General features: G+C 64.5%; 13 protein-coding genes. 11 read left to right on the top strand and 2 right to left on the bottom strand.

Translation table 11 applies throughout. From position 1 onward, the window contains the following. Positions 1-80 precede the first annotated feature (80 nt). Positions 81-890: an SDR family NAD(P)-dependent oxidoreductase gene (locus AC1DW9_RS17720; RefSeq protein ID WP_441508046.1), complete on the bottom strand. Its 810-nt coding sequence runs from the start codon at positions 888-890 to the stop codon at positions 81-83. Positions 891-1,011: 121 nt separating this feature from the next. On the opposite strand from AC1DW9_RS17720, the gene AC1DW9_RS17715 reads away from it, so the two are divergent. The 6 genes from AC1DW9_RS17715 to AC1DW9_RS17690 all read left to right on the top strand — a co-directional run bounded on the left by AC1DW9_RS17715 (position 1,012) and on the right by AC1DW9_RS17690 (position 9,712). Then, positions 1,012-1,953: a GlxA family transcriptional regulator gene (locus tag AC1DW9_RS17715; RefSeq protein ID WP_441508045.1), complete on the top strand. Its 942-nt coding sequence runs from the start codon at positions 1,012-1,014 to the stop codon at positions 1,951-1,953. A 212-nt stretch (positions 1,954-2,165) separates the two neighbouring features. Continuing rightward, positions 2,166-2,840, top strand: coding sequence for a type 1 glutamine amidotransferase domain-containing protein (locus AC1DW9_RS17710; protein ID WP_441508044.1), 675 nt, complete (start codon positions 2,166-2,168; stop codon positions 2,838-2,840). A 140-nt stretch (positions 2,841-2,980) separates the two neighbouring features. After that, a complete protein-coding gene (locus AC1DW9_RS17705) occupies positions 2,981-4,105 on the top strand; it encodes a metallophosphoesterase family protein (protein ID WP_441508043.1) in 1,125 nt (374 codons plus the stop codon). A 3-nt stretch (positions 4,106-4,108) separates the two neighbouring features. Continuing rightward, the gene (locus tag AC1DW9_RS17700) at positions 4,109-6,736 is read left to right on the top strand and encodes an AAA family ATPase (RefSeq protein ID WP_476855142.1); all 2,628 of its coding nucleotides are present in this window, start codon (positions 4,109-4,111) and stop codon (positions 6,734-6,736) included. A gap of 67 nt (positions 6,737-6,803) precedes the next feature. Continuing rightward, a complete protein-coding gene (locus tag AC1DW9_RS17695; protein WP_476775445.1) occupies positions 6,804-8,279 on the top strand; it encodes a protein adenylyltransferase SelO in 1,476 nt (491 codons plus the stop codon). A gap of 137 nt (positions 8,280-8,416) precedes the next feature. After that, the gene (locus AC1DW9_RS17690) at positions 8,417-9,712 is read left to right on the top strand and encodes an NAD(P)/FAD-dependent oxidoreductase (RefSeq protein ID WP_441508040.1); all 1,296 of its coding nucleotides are present in this window, start codon (positions 8,417-8,419) and stop codon (positions 9,710-9,712) included. Positions 9,713-9,773: 61 nt separating this feature from the next. Here AC1DW9_RS17690 and AC1DW9_RS17685 read toward each other — a convergent pair whose 3' ends face one another. After that, the gene (locus AC1DW9_RS17685; protein WP_441508039.1) at positions 9,774-10,529 is read right to left on the bottom strand and encodes an IclR family transcriptional regulator; all 756 of its coding nucleotides are present in this window, start codon (positions 10,527-10,529) and stop codon (positions 9,774-9,776) included. A 108-nt stretch (positions 10,530-10,637) separates the two neighbouring features. Here AC1DW9_RS17685 and AC1DW9_RS17680 point away from each other — a divergent pair, with 108 nt between their 5' ends. From AC1DW9_RS17680 to AC1DW9_RS17660, 5 genes are all read left to right on the top strand, one after another. Further along, positions 10,638-12,338 carry a thiamine pyrophosphate-binding protein gene (locus tag AC1DW9_RS17680; protein ID WP_441508038.1) on the top strand — a complete coding sequence of 567 codons (1,701 nt, stop codon included), beginning with the start codon at positions 10,638-10,640 and terminating at the stop codon, positions 12,336-12,338. 61 nt (positions 12,339-12,399) lie between these two features. Then, a complete protein-coding gene (locus tag AC1DW9_RS17675; protein WP_113511165.1) occupies positions 12,400-13,212 on the top strand; it encodes a transporter substrate-binding domain-containing protein in 813 nt (270 codons plus the stop codon). An 87-nt stretch (positions 13,213-13,299) separates the two neighbouring features. Continuing rightward, positions 13,300-13,968: an amino acid ABC transporter permease gene (locus AC1DW9_RS17670; RefSeq protein WP_043235261.1), complete on the top strand. Its 669-nt coding sequence runs from the start codon at positions 13,300-13,302 to the stop codon at positions 13,966-13,968. Further along, entirely contained in the window at positions 13,968-14,735 is a 768-nt protein-coding gene (locus AC1DW9_RS17665; RefSeq protein WP_441508072.1) for an amino acid ABC transporter ATP-binding protein, read from the top strand. Before AC1DW9_RS17670 ends, AC1DW9_RS17665 begins: the two co-directional genes overlap by 1 nt. 73 nt (positions 14,736-14,808) lie before the next feature. Beyond that, positions 14,809-15,567: aldehyde dehydrogenase family protein (locus AC1DW9_RS17660; protein ID WP_476855141.1), on the top strand; the 759-nt coding region annotated here is incomplete at its 3' end.

Raw genomic sequence — 15,567 nt, 5'->3', positions numbered from 1 at the left:
CACCTCCAATCGCCTGAAATGACGGAGATCCAGGCGATTGAAACATGTTTCGCACTTCGACCGACCGCCCGCCGGGGAGCTTACGCCGCTTCGGGCCGGACGCCATAGCGAGCAGCAGGTTCGGTGCGGGAAAGATTGGGCAGCAGCGCCTGCCGTCCTGCCTCAAAGGCATTCCAGTCAGCCACATCCGGCAGGGACGGCACGGTCACGAACTCACCCAGGTCCAGGCCGGCCAAGGCCGCGTCGACCATCGCCGCAGCCGTCATCACGATCTCGCTCGGCAGGTGCTCGACCGGCTTTCCGGCGATCTCCCAGAAGTCGGTGGCCGTCGCTCCCGGCAGCACGACGTGAACCCGCACGCCCTTGTCCGACAGTTCATGCTTCAAGGACTGGCTGAAGGCCAGGACGAAGGCCTTGGAGCCACCGTAGACGCCGTTCAGGCGCTCCGGCGCGACAGCGACGATCGAAGCGATATTGATGATCGTTCCGCCGCCGCGTTCGACGAATCCGGGCACCGCGGCGTAAGTCAGGCGCATCAAGGCGTTGACGTTCAGAGCAATCATGTCGCTCATCTTGTCGATGTCCGACTGCAGGAGCGGAGCCGTCGCACCGACACCGGCATTATTGACCAGCGTGGTGATCCGCCGATTGCCCCGCAGTTCCGCCTCGACCCTGGCGAGATCGTCGCGCTTGCCGAGATCGGCAGCGATGACCTCGACCTTGCGGCCCGTCTCGGCTGCAATCCTGTCGGCCAGCTTGCGCAGCCGTTCGGCATTGCGCGCCACGAGAATGAGATCGTGGCCACGTCGTGCGAGACGCTCGGCGTAGATCGCGCCAATACCGGACGAGGCGCCGGTCACCAGTGCGAAACCCTTGAATCCCTGGCTCATTGTTTCATCTCCATTGCCCCTGGCGGGGCTCCATGGCGAGGAAATCTAGGCCTGCTTGCCCATGTCTCAAATGTCAAATATACCACCTTTCAGGACATCAAGGACCTGATCGGAGCGTGCCATGCATCGGATCGGTTTCGTCGTTTCGCCAGGCTTCCAGCTGATGAGTTTCGCTGCGCTCTCGGCTTTCGAGTTCGCCAATCTCTCGGTCCCCACCACCCCCTTCTATGACGTCCGGGTGATGTCGCAGAGCGGAGGAGCGGTGAAGAGCTCACTCGGCCTGATGCTGCAGACCGAGCCCTTCGACGATACGCCCTATGACACGATGATCTTCGGTGGCGATCTGGCGGGATCGGAGGTGTCGGCTGCGATGATCGATTTCGTGCGCCGGGCGGCGACCAAGGCACGCCGGGTCGCTTCGATCTGCACCGGAGCCTTCGTTCTGGCTCAGGCCGGCCTGCTCGACGGACGCCAGGCGACAACCCATTGGGGAAGCGCCCGGGATCTCGCCGCGCGCTATCCCCGGATCAAGGTCGATCCCGACCGTATCTTCATCGTCGATGGTCCGATCTGGACATCAGCTGGCGCAAGCGCCGGCATCGATCTCGCCCTCGGCATGATCGAGAAGGACCTCGGCCCCGAAGTTGCACGCATGACGGCACGAAAACTGGTTGTCTATCACCGGCGCGCGGGAGGCCAGTCGCAGCATTCCGCCTTGCTCGACATGGACGCCAAGTCGGACCGCGTTCAGTCGGCACTCGACTATGCCAGGAGCAATCTCCAGTCGCGCTTGAGCGTCGAGGATCTCGCTGACGCCGCCAGGCTCAGCCCCCGCCAGTTCAGCCGCGCCTTCCGCGCGGAGACCGGCCAGTCGCCGGCCAAGGCGGTCGAGAACCTGCGGGTCGAAGCCGCACGCCTGTTGATGGAGCAGACCGGCCACCCCGTCGAGGCCATCGCCGAGCAAACCGGTTTCGCCGACCGGGAGCGGATGCGGCGTGCCTTCCTGAGAAGCTATGGCCAGCCGCCACAGGCCATCCGGCGCAATGCACGCGCATCAGGCTAGCCCGGCGCCCGAAGCCATCCCGGCCATCCGTGCTATGATCGGACGACGTCGGGTTGAGAGCGAGACTCTCGCTCCCGGCCATGATCCTCATCGCGTATCGGCTGGCGGACGAGCCCGCAGGCGTTCCGGCTTCGCCTTCAGGCCCCGCGCTCAGGTGGTCATCCGTCTGAGCCCGTTCAATCGCGAGTTGTTCAACCGAGGGAGTTGCGAAGATGAAGATCCTGATGGTGCTGACGTCACATGATCAGCTTGGCGATACCGGCAAGCTGACCGGCTTCTGGCTCGAGGAATTCGCGGCGCCCTACTACGTCTTCAAGGACGCTGGCGCCGAGATCACACTTGCCTCGCCGAAAGGCGGCCAGCCACCGATCGACCCCAAGAGCGATGAGCCCGGCAACCAGGCCGACGCAATGACGCGGTTCAAGAAGGATCCGGCTGCGCAGCGGGTCCTGGCAAACACCGTCAAGCTCAGCGACGTGACGGCAGACAGCTACGACGCCGTCTTCTATCCCGGTGGTCATGGCCCGTTATGGGACCTTGCCGAGGATCCGGCTTCGATTGCGCTGATCGAGGCGTTCTACAATGCCGGCAAGCCCGTAGCCGCCGTCTGTCACGCGCCGGGCGTACTGCACCGGGTAACCTCGCAGGGGCAGCCGATCGTCAAGGGCAAGCGCGTCACGGGCTTCACCAACTCCGAGGAGGAGGCCGTCCAGCTCGCCAACGTCGTGCCATTCCTCGTCGAGGATGAACTGAAGCGCCTCGGGGGACGCTATGAAAGAGCAGCCGACTGGCAGAGCTTCGCGATCGTCGATGGCCGCCTGATCACCGGCCAGAACCCCGCTTCGTCGACCGCCGCTGCGCAGGAACTCGTCAAGCTCCTGCGCTAGGCTCTTCGGCGGCAGACCATTGCGAGCATCGAGCACTCGGCATTCTCGGCGGCGGAAACCACCCGTCCCCCAGAAATCGGCAGCCAAAGCTTGCATTTTCACGCCCAGCGACGATGGTGGCGCCTTGGCTGGGGGACGCAGTGGCATTTCGCTTTCTTCATACCGCCGACTGGCAGATCGGTAAGCCGTTCTCCAACATTGTCGGCGATCCCGGGGCGGAACTGCGATCACAGCGGATCAAGACCGTCGAGACGATTGCCAGCCTGGCGCATGAGCGACAGGTCGACGCCGTGCTGGTTGCAGGCGATGCCTTCGACAGCAACTCGGTCTCGGACCGGACCATCGTGCGCACGCTCGAAGCCCTCGCCGCCTTCAAGGGACAATGGATATTCCTGCCCGGAAACCATGACGCGGCCTTGGCCCACAGTGTCTGGACACGGATCCAGGCCATGGGCCCGGCGGCGAATGTCATCATCGCCGACAAGCCGGAACCGCTCGATCTCTGGAGCGGTCGGGCTGTCGTTCTGCCCGCCCCGTTGCGCCGCCGACGAGAGGCGCTCGACCAGACCACCTGGTTCGTCGATGCGCCATCCGGGGACGGCGCATGCCGCATTGGCCTGGCCCATGGCAGCGTTGCCAATCGACTGCCGGGCGCCGCGGAATCGTCGAACGAAATCCCCGAGGATCGATCAGAGACCGCCAACCTTTGCTATCTGGCACTCGGCGACTGGCATGGGGCTTTGAAGATCGCCCAGCGGACCTATTATTCCGGGACGCCTGAACCTGACCGCCACAAGGCCAATGACGCCGGGTCGGTCTACATCGTCGACATCCCCGGACCGCGAGCATCGGAGATCGTCGAGACCGTCGCTGTCGGGCACTTTCGCTGGAACAAGGTCGCGGTCGAACTCATCGATGGCACATGCGATCGCGCCATCGAAACGCTCAGTGATCTCGCCGCGAGCCATCGCCATCAGGTGGTCTCGCTCTCGCTGGCAGGCAGTGTCAGCTTTGCCGAGCGCCGGCGCCTCGAAAGCGAGCTTCGCTCCTGGGAGGCCCGCCTTCACCATCTCGAGATCGATGACAGCGCGTTGGTCGATGAGCCAACCTCCGATGATCTCGATGCGCTCGACAAATCCGGTTTCGTTCGTGCCGCGGTCGAGCGACTGCGCGCGAAGGCAACCAATGACGGTGATCCGGAGGCCGGCGCTGCGCGCATGGCGCTTCGCATGATGTATCTCGACCATTTCTCCAAGGGCGCTTGAGCCATGTTCCTTCGCCGCCTGGAGATCGAGGATTTCCGGAAGCTCCGATCCGTCGTCATCGACGATCTCCAGAATGGCCTCAACGTCATCTCGGGTGACAACGAAGCTGGCAAGTCGACCATTCTCGCAGCACTGCGAGCCGCCTTCTTCGAGCGTCACCGCGTCGGAGGCGAAGCCGCGCAGGCGATGCTGCCCTACAACCAGAATGTCCGTCCCCAGGTCAAAGTCGACTTCGAGCTCGATGGGCAGGCCTGGTCGCTTCGCAAGGCCTTTTGCCAGAAGCCCGAGGCCGAGCTGATCGGAGCCAACGAGCGTCATATCGGCGACGCAGCCGATGATCGCCTGGCGGAGTTGTTCGGGTTTACCCCGCCTGGCCGCGGTGGTTCCAAGCCGCAGGATCACCAGGGCATATTCGGGCTTCTCTGGGTCGAGCAAGGGCTCTCACATCAGGCGCTTGGTGTCGGCGCCGGCCGGGACTCGCTTTCCTCAGCACTTGAATCCGAAGTCGGCCAGGTCATCGGCGGAGAACGCGGAAGAGCCCTGATTGCAGCAGCCGAGGCGCGGCGCAGCACCTACTGGGACAAACGCTACAAGCCGCGCGGTGACTACAAGGCGCTGCTCGACGATGTCGAAGCCCTCTCCGCTCGTCGCGAAGAGATGTCCTCTCGCCTCGCGGCCCATGACAGCAAGGTCGGCGACCTCGCAAGGAAGCGCGAGATTGTCGCGCGCTATCACAACGACGCCTCTCTCGAGAAAGCCTTGTCCGCCCTCGCCTCTGCGCAGGAGGCGATGGTACAGGCCGAGATGCTAGAGACGATCGTTGTTAACGCCGGCCGTGACGCCACACGCTGCAAGGCTGAGACCGAGGCAGCCACAGAACGGCTCGCCGCGCGGCAGGCGCTCGTGAAATCGTCGGATGCCGCACGGGCGTCGCTGGCCCAGGCCACTCACGATGCCGAGGATGCCAAGAGCGTCGTAAGCCGGCTCGAGCGAGCGACCGCCACGACCTCTGCGAGGCTCGCACAAGCGCGGGCTGCGCGGAGCGTTGCGGACGAAGCGCTCGCCGCGGTCCAGCGGGCCATTGACCACGGCCGCGCGCTGCATCTCCTCGCCCGCTTGGAGCTAGATCTCAAGAGTGCCGAAGAAGCTGACGGCAAGCGCATGACCGCTTTGGCCGCAGCTGCAGCCATCACCGTCACGAAGCCCGAGGTCGACACGCTGGAGCGCGCCGGCGAACAGCTCGCGAAAGCCAGGGCCCGGCTCGAGGCGGCGAGCGTCCGGATCGAATTCAAGCCGAACGCGCAACAGAACGTCTCGTCAGACGGCAAGGCAATCTTGCTCAGTGAGCCCCTGCTCCTCGCAAGAGACGCGACGATCGAGCTCGAAGGGTTCGGCCAGTTGGTCGTCCATCCAGGGGGCGGCGTCGGGGATCTCGCGCGAGCCTTTGGTGAAGCCGAACGCGCCTTCCAAAGCGAGCTGCGCAAGACCGGCTGCGCCAGCTTCGAGGCGGCAAGATCGCAAGTGCTGCAAAAGGGCGAAGCGATCGCCGAAGCAGAGCTGCAAAGGAAGCTGATCAGCGCCACCGCTCCCAGGGGGCTCGAAGTCCTTCGGCAGGAGACCCAGAACCAGCGCGCGCTCGCCGCCCAGTCCGCTGCGCGGGAGATCGACGCAAAGGAAGCGTCAGAGGAGAGCCGCGCCGGGGCAGTCGAGGCCCAACGCATCGCCCTCCACGACGAGAAGGCCGCCGAAGACGCCGCGGCGCAGCATCGCGCCCAGCATGAGAAGGCCACGCTTGACGCAGCGGTCTGGAACGAGCGCCTGAATGCCGCAATCACGAGCGCCAGCGAGAAGGGGCGTGACCTCATCGAGGCCCGCTCGAAGATCGCGGATGCCGAGCTGCAGGCCAGTTTTGATGCCGCCCAATCGGCCCATATGACGGCCAAGGAGGCTGAGCAGGCCGCCATTCGCGCGCTGGAGCGGGCGAACCCCGAAGCCGCCTCGCTGGCCCTCTCCAGGGCCGGGAACGCAGCTGAGAATATCCGCGCCGATCTTGAGAGGACGGCCCGCGAGGCTCGTGATCTCGAGATCGAACTTCGGGCGCTTGGTCGTGATGGATTGGGCGAGCAGCTCTCCGAGATCGAAGGCCAGATCGCGCTCAGGCAAAGGCAGCTCGCGACGACCAAGGCTCAGGCCGATGGCGCCCGGCTTCTCTACGAGACATTGGCGGAAGCGCAGCGCGAGTCCAAGGACCGCTGGCTCGGCCCGGTACGCGAACGGGTTGCTCCGTATCTGCGCCTGCTCCATCCCGACAGCCAGATCGTGCTCAACGAGGACACGCTCGAGATCGAGCACTTCGTCCGCGCTGGTGTCGAAGAGCCCTTCAGACAGCTCAGCATGGGCGCCAGAGAGCAGACAGCGGTGATCACGCGCCTGGCACTGGCGGACATCCTGCGAGGCTTTGGCCAGCCATCGATCGTCATCCTCGACGACGCACTGGTGAACACCGACGAAGAGCGTCTCGACCGGATGCACCTCGTCTTGAACAAAGCTGCCGGTTCCCTGCAGATCCTCATCCTGACCTGTCGAGAGAAGGATTTCATCCAGCTCGGCGCTCCGATCAGGCGCATTTAGCCTCACCCGCGAGGGTAAGGACCAGGGCCGGAGTTGCCGTGTTGCTGCCAAGGCTTATCTACGTCCCATGACCGCCATCCCCTTCGACAATTCCTACGTCCGCTTCCCCGAGCGCTTCTTCGCGCGGGTAACCCCCAGCGCGGTCCGTTCGCCGCGTCTGCTGCGGTTGAACACGGCGCTCGCCGAGCAGCTCGGTCTCGATCCGGTCTGGCTGGCGGGGCCCGACGGCACCGAGATGCTTGTAGGCAACCGTGTTGCCGAAGGGGCCGAGCCCATCGCCACGGCCTATGCAGGTCACCAGTTCGGCGGGTTCAGCCCGCAGCTCGGCGACGGACGCGCCGTCCTGCTCGGAGAGGTGATCGATCGCGAGGGCAGGCGCCGCGACATCCAGCTCAAGGGTGCAGGGCTGACACTGTTCTCGCGTCGGGGCGATGGGCGGGCCGCACTGGGGCCGGTGCTGCGGGAATACATCGTCAGCGAGGCGATGGCTGCATTGGGCGTTCCGACGACACGGGCGCTCGCCGCCGTGACGACAGGCGAAACGGTCAGGCGCGAGACGCTGCTCCCCGGAGCTGTGCTGACCCGCGTCGCCTCCAGCCATATCAGGATCGGGACATTCCAGTTCTTCGCGGCCCGCAGTGATGTCGAGGGCCTGCGCCTCCTCGCCGACCACGTCATCGCCCGGCACTATCCTGACGTCAGCGCCAGCGCAGCACCCTATCTGGCCCTGCTGGAGGCTGTCATTGCCGTGCAGGCGGCGCTTGTCGCCCGCTGGATGCAAATCGGGTTCATCCACGGCGTGATGAACACCGACAACATGTCGGTTGCGGGTGAGACGCTGGATTATGGGCCGTGCGCCTTCATGGATGCCTACGACTCGGGTACGGTGTTCAGCGCCATCGACGAGCGCGGGCGTTACGCCTATGGCAACCAGCCGCCCGTCGCACGTTGGAACCTGACGCGGTTCGCCGAAGCGCTGCTCCCGCTGCTGGCCGATGACCAGGACCAGGCGGTCAAGCTCGCGCAGGAGGTGCTGGACCGCTTCGATGAGCTGTTCCAGACCGCATTGATCGACGGTTTCCGCCGCAAGCTTGGGCTCTTCGCCGATGAAGCGGATGATGTCGTGCTTATCAAGGCCCTGCTCGACACGATGCAGCGCGGCCAGGCCGATTTCACACTCGTGTTCCGGCGGTTGAGCACGGATGGAACGGGCCCTGCCGAAGGGAGCGCTTGCCGCGACCTGTTCGGCAATCCCGCGGAGTTCGACGACTGGGAGAGCACGTGGCGGCAACGGCTGGCGCGCGAGGCCATATCGCCCGCGGAGCGGGTGAAGGCGATGCGCGCCGTCAATCCGCTGTTCATCCCACGCAACCATCGCGTCGAGGCCGCAATCGAGGCGGCCGTGGAGCAGCAAGATCTCGCTCCCTTCGAGGAATTGCTGGCGGTTCTGGCAAATCCCTATGACGAGCAGCCAGGTCGGGGGGACTACGCCCGCCCCCCGGCGGCTCATGAGCGTGTGCTCGCAACCTTCTGCGGAACCTGAACTCAGCGGGCCTCGATCCGAGCCGGTGTCGGATCGCGAGGCTCGCTGAGAGGCTGCGTGCGCCGGTCTCGCCCTATCGCATCGCCCTAAAGCCGCCTACTCCTAGTAAACTGGCCGGACATTTCGGGTATCCTCCTGTGGCGACGCTAGATGAATTCTCCGACCGCCATCATGTGGTCGTGATCGGCGCCGGGTTCGGCGGGCTCGAGGCGGTCCATCGCCTCGCCGGTGCGCCTGTTCGGATCACCATCGTTGACCGGCGCAATCACCACCTGTTTCAGCCGCTTCTATACCAGGTCGCCACCGCCTCGCTTGCAACATCGGAAATCGCCTGGCCGATCCGGCATCTCCTGCGCAAGCGCCCGGAAATCACGACGCTGCTGGCCGGCGTCAACGACATCGACCCCGAGGCCAGGCGCGTTATCCTCGATGACGGATCCACGCTTGCCTATGACAGCCTGATCGTGGCGACCGGCGCGCGGCATGCCTATTTCGGGCATGACGACTGGGAGCCCTTCGCGCCCGGACTCAAGACCCTCGAGGACGCTACGACGATCAGGCGGCGCATTCTCCTCGCCTTCGAGAAGGCAGAACGGGAAACGGATGCGCTGAAACAGGCCGCACTGCTCACCTTCGTGATCATCGGAGCCGGCCCCACCGGCGTTGAGCTGGCGGGCACGATCGCCGAACTGGCGCGCTCCACCCTTCCCGAAGATTTCCGCAACATCGATACCCGCAGGGCGCGCGTGGTGCTGATCGAAGCGGCTCCGCGCGTGCTTGGCGGCTTCGCGCCCGACCTGTCCGCCTATGCCCATCGCGCCCTCGAAGGACTCGGCGTCGAGATCTTCCTCGGCCAGGCAGTGTCGCAATGCACGGCCGAGGGTGTGGTCTATGGCGACACGACGCTTGCCGCGGCGACGATCATCTGGGCTGCCGGCGTACAAGCCTCCCCCGCAGCCGGCTGGCTGGATGCTCCCGCTGACAGAGCCGGACGGGTCAAGGTCGAGGCCGATCTCACGGTACCGGGCAGACCCGAGATTTTCGTCATTGGCGACACGGCAAGCGTCGCTGCGCCCGATGGAAGCCCTGTTCCCGGCATCGCGCCCGCAGCCAAGCAGCAGGGAAAATACGTCGCAACGGCAATCCGCCTCAGGCTTCGCGGGGAGGGCGTGCTACCCGCCTTTCGCTACAAGCATTCGGGCAGTCTGGCGACGATCGGGAAGCGGCTTGCGGTGATCGATTTCGGCTTCTTCAAGCTGCGCGGCGCGCTGGCCTGGTGGCTATGGGGCCTCGCTCATATCTATTTCCTGATCGGCGTCCGCAATCGGGTGAGCGTGGCATTGAGCTGGCTGTGGGTTCACGCGCGCGACCAGAGAAGCTCGCGGCTGATCACGCAGGGGCGCGAAAACGAAAGCCGACCGAAGCGACGATAGACCGTCCCTGGCGAAGAGCCTCACCGCGGCCGGCAGACCGCGCCGGCGCCCCGAGCCCCCCTTACTTCGTCCAGCGCTTGTCCCCGATCCGGGCACCGAAGTGATGGGCGAACAGGAGCAGCGCATCGACAACCGACTGGTCGCCGCCGCCCTCGAAGGCAAACAACGGGTAGGAAACGCTGATGGCGATGTTCATGCCCTTATGCGGGTCCTCGAAAGCAACGGAGATGGCTTTCACGCCGTCGAAAAGCTCCTGATTTGAGATCGCATAGCCGCGCAATCGCGACATCGCGACCTCGCGCAACAGATCGTCGATCGAAACCAGGGTCTGCTTCGTCACCGGATCGAGCGCTGCAGCAAAGAGACTGCGTATCTCGGCATCCGGTTTGACGGCGAGGAGCGCCTTCCCCATCGCGGCGGCATGCGCGGGCAGCCTGTGGCCAGGCTCGACCGTGAACTGGATCGGCTGCGAGCCCCGCGCCGTCTTGAGGACGACGACCTCGGTGCCGGAGAGCACGCCCAGCCATACCGTGTGCTCGGTCTGGCGGGCGAGCTCCTCCATTTCCTTCTGCGCCTGTTCCACCAGATCGAAATTCCGGTGAAAGCTGGCAGCCAGCTGCACAGCCAGGATCCCCGCCCTGTAGCGCTGCGTCGCGGGATCCTGCTCGATCAGCCCCCCGCTCGCTAGCGAAGCCAGCAGGCGCGAGGCGCTGCTGCGCGTGACTTTCAAGTGGCGGCTGGTTTCGCCAACCCGCAGCTCGCCTCCCGAATTGACGAGCAATTGCAGCGCACTAACGGCCTTTTCAATCGACTTCATGAGCGCTCGCTTGGCGGCTTGACGCCGCGCAGATGTCCTGCGTACGATAAATAATCAACATGTTGCGTAATAAGCAACACTTTTTCCGACTGTCAAGAGGAGACACCCATGCGGGGCACCGGCGGCGCGCTACTTTACGAAACCCTGAAGAGCTACGGGGTGACCTGCCTGTTCGGCATGGAGGATCCGATCCATGTGTTCCACGCCGTCGACCGCGCATTCACGCGGATCGTCACGGTGCGCGACGAGAAGCATGCGGCCATCATGGCGCATGGCTATGCCCAGGTAACCGGCCGGCCAGGCGTGTGCGCCGCCACCTTCGGGCCGGGCGCGACCAATCTGATCACGGGCCTGCTGGAGGCGCAGCGCTCCTCCGTGCCGGTGATCGCGCTCGTCCAGGACCACCCGCTGCGGCTCAAGAACAAGAACGCCAGCAGCGCGCTCGATCATGCGGTTGCTCTTGCGCCCTATGTGAAGGACGTGACGCGCATCGATGCACCGGAGCAGGCGGCCGACGCAGTGCGCAAGGCCTTCCGGATCGCGACATCGGGGCGGCCGGGCCCTGTGGTCCTGCTTTGCCCTGGCGATGTCATGGCCGCCGAAGCCGAAGCCCAGACCTGGGCTGACCAACCCTACACGCATTTCCCGGCCAACCGGGTCCGGGCGAGCCGCGAATCCATCGAGAAGGCGGCAGAGCTCCTCGCGACGGCCCAGCGGCCACTCCTGATCGCGGGCGGCGGATCGATCATCTCCGGCGCCGAAGAGGAAATCCGGATGCTGGCGGAACTGTTCGACATCCCCGTCGCGACAACCATGACCGGGCGCGGAGCCATTGCCGATGCGCACCCGCTCGCCGCGGGCCCGCTCGGCTCCACCACGGGCGGACGCTATGGTCGCGGGCAGATCTCCAACACGCTGTTCGCCGAGGCCGACGTCGTCTTCGTGCTCGGCTCGCGCACCGGCCAGATCTGCTACAGCGACTGGTCGCTGCCCAAGCCTGAAACCAAGCTGATCCATCTCGATATCGACCCGGCCGAGATCGGCCGCAATTTCGCAACCGACATCGCCATGGTCGGCGATGTCCGCGATACCCTGCGCGACCTGATGGCCTATTGCGCCGATCGCGGCCTGGCCCGAACCAACCCGGAGACCAGGGCGCGGATCGACCAGCTGACGGAGAACTGGAGGGCCGAGTTCCGGCCGGTCGCGGAGTCGGCGCAGACACCGATCCGGCCCGAACGCCTGCTGGCCGAAATCTCGGCACAGGTCGATGAACGGACCCTCATCGTTACGGATGCCAGCTACATCACCGGCTGGGCCATGAGCCATATCGATGTGCCAGGCTCGGGGCGCTTCATCCTCTCGCCGCGTGGAACCGGTGGAATCGGCTGGAGCCTGCCCGCCGCAATCGGCGCCAAGATGGCCGACCCATCGCTCAAGGTCGTCTGCGTGACCGGCGACGGCGCCTTTGGCTACGTCATCAATGAGCTCGAAACAGCCGCCCGCTACGGCGTCGATATCCTCGTCGTCGTGTTCAACAACGGCACCCTCGGCTTCCAGCGGCATTGGGAGCAGAAGGTGATGGGCCGCTATCTCGAATGCGACTTCCTCGACATCGACTATTCGGAAGTCGGTCGGGCCCTGAAGTGCCGCGGTGAGCGCGTTACGGCCCCGGAGGCGATCGCTGCGGCCCTGGCTGGGGGGGTTGCTGCCGACGGCCCCTTCGTCATCGACGTCGTCATCGATCCCAACGCCACGGCACCGATCGTCGGCTTCGAGACCATTCTCGCCCGCGACGCGGTCCATTGATGCGGTCGATCACCTCACGAGAGCCGATCTGTTCAACAGCGCCATACAAAAGGGGAAGAGCATGCTGAGAACCATCGCCAACGCACTTGCGTCGGCCGCTGTCGCGGCGGTCGTCGCGCTGTCTGCATCCGGAGCCTCCGCAGGCCCCACGCTCGATCGGATCATTTCCGAGAAGAAGCTGGTCGTCGGAGTAGCCCCCTGGAACAAGTTCGTTCTGCTGAATCCGAAGACGAGCCAGTACGAAGGCCTCATCGTCGACGACATTCGCAATCTCGAGGCGATGACCGGGATCAAGGTCGAGCTCGTCAACACGACCTGGAGCGGCCTCGTGGCCGGGCTCCAGGCCGGCAAATGGGACGTCATCATGAGCGGGCTCGGAGCGACACCCGAGCGTGCGACGGCCGTCGCGTTTGGAGAGGCCTTCGGCTATCTCTCGTCCACCGCCATGGTGCGCGCCGATAGCCCGGTGCGGACCTTCGCGGACCTGGACAAGGAGGGCAATGTCCTCTCCGTGGTCTCGGGCACCGCTGCCCAGCAATATGCCCAGCGCACCTTCAAGAAGGCGAAGGTCACGCCCCTTTCCGATACGGGAGCGGCGGTGCTCGAGGTCATGCAAGGGCGGTCGACGGCCTATATCGGCGATTCCGTCTCGAATGAGTTGCGCGCTCAGGAGCGCCCGACCGAGCTGCGCAATATCAAGTTCGCCAGCGATCAGACGGAATGGACCAGCATGAACCACGCTGTCCGGTATGCCGATCTCGACCTTCTGGTCTTCCTCGACACCTATGTCCGCTCCATGAAGCTGCGGGGCTGGTACCGCACTCTCGCCGAGAAGTGGAACCTGCCGCCTGAACTGGCTGTCGGGCCGCGCTAGCCGACGAACCAGGCAAGGGGCGGACGCCCGTCGCATATCCGCCCCCTGTCACGTCTCTGCTCCGGAAAATGCTGGTCGAATGAGATCATGAATTACACATTTCAATTCGGCGTTCTGACCGAATACGGGCCCTATCTCGCGGGCGGACTCTGGCACGCGTGGTGGACGAGTTTTCCCAGCATCATCATCACGACCATTCTCGGCGTCGTACTGGCGGCGATGAGCATGTCGCGGCGCTGGTTGCTGCGCGGCGCCTCGGTGGTTTTCGTCGACCTGTTCCGCACGCTTCCGGTCGTGGTCCTGCTGATCTGGATCCACTATGTCATGCCGATCCTGACAGGGGTTTCGTTTTCTCCGACCGTGAGCTCGATCATCGCACTGTCCCTGAACGGGGCTGCGCTTGCCTGTGAAGCGTTTCGCGGCGGCCTTGAGGCGATCCCGGCCACGCAAACCCAGGCTGCACAATCGCTTGGGTTCTCACGCTGGAAAGTGATGCGTTACATCACGCTGCCTCAGGCTTTCTTTGCGACCCTGCCGTCCCTCACCAATGTCCACATCACAGTCATCAAGAACGTCACCGTAACAGTACTGATCGCAGTGCCCGAGGTGATGTTCCGGGCTCAGGAACTGACGGTCCAATTCTTCCGCCCGCTTGAGTTCTATACTGGCGCAGCCGTTCTGTATGTGGCGCTTATCTGGGGATACGCCCTGCTCATGCGGATGCTCGAAAGGCTTCAAAAATGGCAACCGATCTGATGACGGGCGCGACGGCAGCCTCGGCTCAGGCCTTCATCCGTATTCGCGACGTTCACAAATCCTATGGCGCCGTCAGCGTGCTCAACGGCATTTCGCTCGACGTCGCACAGGGCGAAGTGCTGGTGCTCTGCGGCCCCAGCGGTTGCGGCAAGAGCACGCTCCTGCGCTGCATCAACGGCCTCGAGACGATCAATCGCGGCGACATCTCCGTGGGCGGGCGCAATGTCGAAACGGCCAACCCCGATACGTTGCAGAAAATTCGCCTGTCGACGGGCTTCGTCTTCCAGAACTTCAATCTGTTCCCGCATATGACGGCGCTCGAGAACATCACCATCGCGCCGATGAAGATCCTCGGGACGCCGCCCCGCATGGCAACAGAACAGGGCAGAAAGCTGCTCGAACAGGTCGGCATGGCGGAGAAGGCGAGTGTCTATCCGTTCCAGCTCTCCGGTGGGCAGCGTCAACGCGTGGCGATCGCCCGGGCACTGGCGATGAACCCCACCCTGATGCTGTTCGACGAGCCGACATCGGCGCTCGATCCCGAGATGCGCGAAGAGGTTCTCCAGGTCATCCGCAAGGTGCACCAGGAGCACAACATGACCATGGTCATGGTGACCCACGAGATCGGGTTCGCCAAGAGCGTCGCCAGCCGGGCCATGCTGCTCGACGCCGGACAGATCGTCGAGGAGGCCCCTGCCCGCGCCTTCTTCGAGAATCCGGCCGAGGAACGCACCCGGCGCTTCCTGCGCGCCATCATCAACGATTGATCCTTGGCGATTGCCTTCCCCTCGCGCAACGCCGGCATTCGTGTGCCGGCGCGCCGCCACACGAGTCCCTGCAATGATCCAACCGAACTACATCGGCGGAGAGTGGCGTCACGCAAGTGAAGCGATCGCCAACATCAATCCGTCGAACACCAATGACATCGTCGCCCATTACGCGCAGGCCACTCATGCCGACGTGCAGGACGCCATCGACGCAGCTGCGACAGCCTTCCCGGCCTGGTCGCGCTCATCGATCCAGCTCCGGCACGATATCCTGAAGGGTATTGGCGACGAGATCCTCGCTCGCAAGGACGAACTCGGGATGCTGCTTTCCCGCGAGGAGGGCAAGGTGCTGGCGGACGGCATCGGTGAGGTCGTGCGGGCCGGGCAGATCTTCCACTTCTTTGCCGGTGAGTGCCTGCGCCTGGCAGGCGACAGGTTGGCCTCGATGCGTCCCGGCGTCGAGGTCGACATTACCCGGGAGCCTGTCGGCGTCGTCGGGCTGATCACGCCCTGGAACTTTCCGATCGCGATTCCTGCCTGGAAGATCGCGCCTGCCCTCGCCTACGGCAACTGCATCGTCCTCAAACCGGCCGAACTGGTGCCGGGCTCCGCGCATGCGCTGGCTGACATCCTTGCCAGAGCCGGCCTTCCGGCCGGCGTCTTCAACCTCGTGATGGGATCGGGATCTGTCGTCGGCGAAGCGATCCTGCGCAGCGATAACGTCCTATGTCGGGAAGCAGCTTTGGGCTTTGGCCAACAGGTCTCATCGCGCCGGCAGATCGCCGACGTCAGCAGTAAGCTGATCCAGATGGTTTCCACCGTCAACGGGATC

The sequence above is a fragment of the Allobosea sp. P4_E12 genome (genome assembly GCF_056401655.1).
Note: the sequence above shows the minus strand (reverse complement) of the source record. Positions and strands in the feature narration are given on the sequence as shown.

Excerpts from the sequence above, each read along its gene's own strand:
- AC1DW9_RS17695 (WP_476775445.1), top strand. The coding sequence starts at position 6,804 with ATGACCGCCATCCCCTTCGACAATTCCTACGTCCGCTTCCCCGAGCGC.
- AC1DW9_RS17700 (WP_476855142.1), top strand. The coding sequence starts at position 4,109 with ATGTTCCTTCGCCGCCTGGAGATCGAGGATTTCCGGAAGCTCCGATCC.
- AC1DW9_RS17710 (WP_441508044.1), top strand. The coding sequence starts at position 2,166 with ATGAAGATCCTGATGGTGCTGACGTCACATGATCAGCTTGGCGATACC.
- AC1DW9_RS17715 (WP_441508045.1), top strand. The coding sequence starts at position 1,012 with ATGCATCGGATCGGTTTCGTCGTTTCGCCAGGCTTCCAGCTGATGAGT.
- AC1DW9_RS17670 (WP_043235261.1), top strand. The coding sequence starts at position 13,300 with ATGAATTACACATTTCAATTCGGCGTTCTGACCGAATACGGGCCCTAT.
- AC1DW9_RS17680 (WP_441508038.1), top strand. The coding sequence starts at position 10,638 with ATGCGGGGCACCGGCGGCGCGCTACTTTACGAAACCCTGAAGAGCTAC.
- AC1DW9_RS17720 (WP_441508046.1), bottom strand. The coding sequence starts at position 890 with ATGAGCCAGGGATTCAAGGGTTTCGCACTGGTGACCGGCGCCTCGTCC.
- AC1DW9_RS17675 (WP_113511165.1), top strand. The coding sequence starts at position 12,400 with ATGCTGAGAACCATCGCCAACGCACTTGCGTCGGCCGCTGTCGCGGCG.
- AC1DW9_RS17665 (WP_441508072.1), top strand. The coding sequence starts at position 13,968 with ATGACGGGCGCGACGGCAGCCTCGGCTCAGGCCTTCATCCGTATTCGC.
- AC1DW9_RS17685 (WP_441508039.1), bottom strand. The coding sequence starts at position 10,529 with ATGAAGTCGATTGAAAAGGCCGTTAGTGCGCTGCAATTGCTCGTCAAT.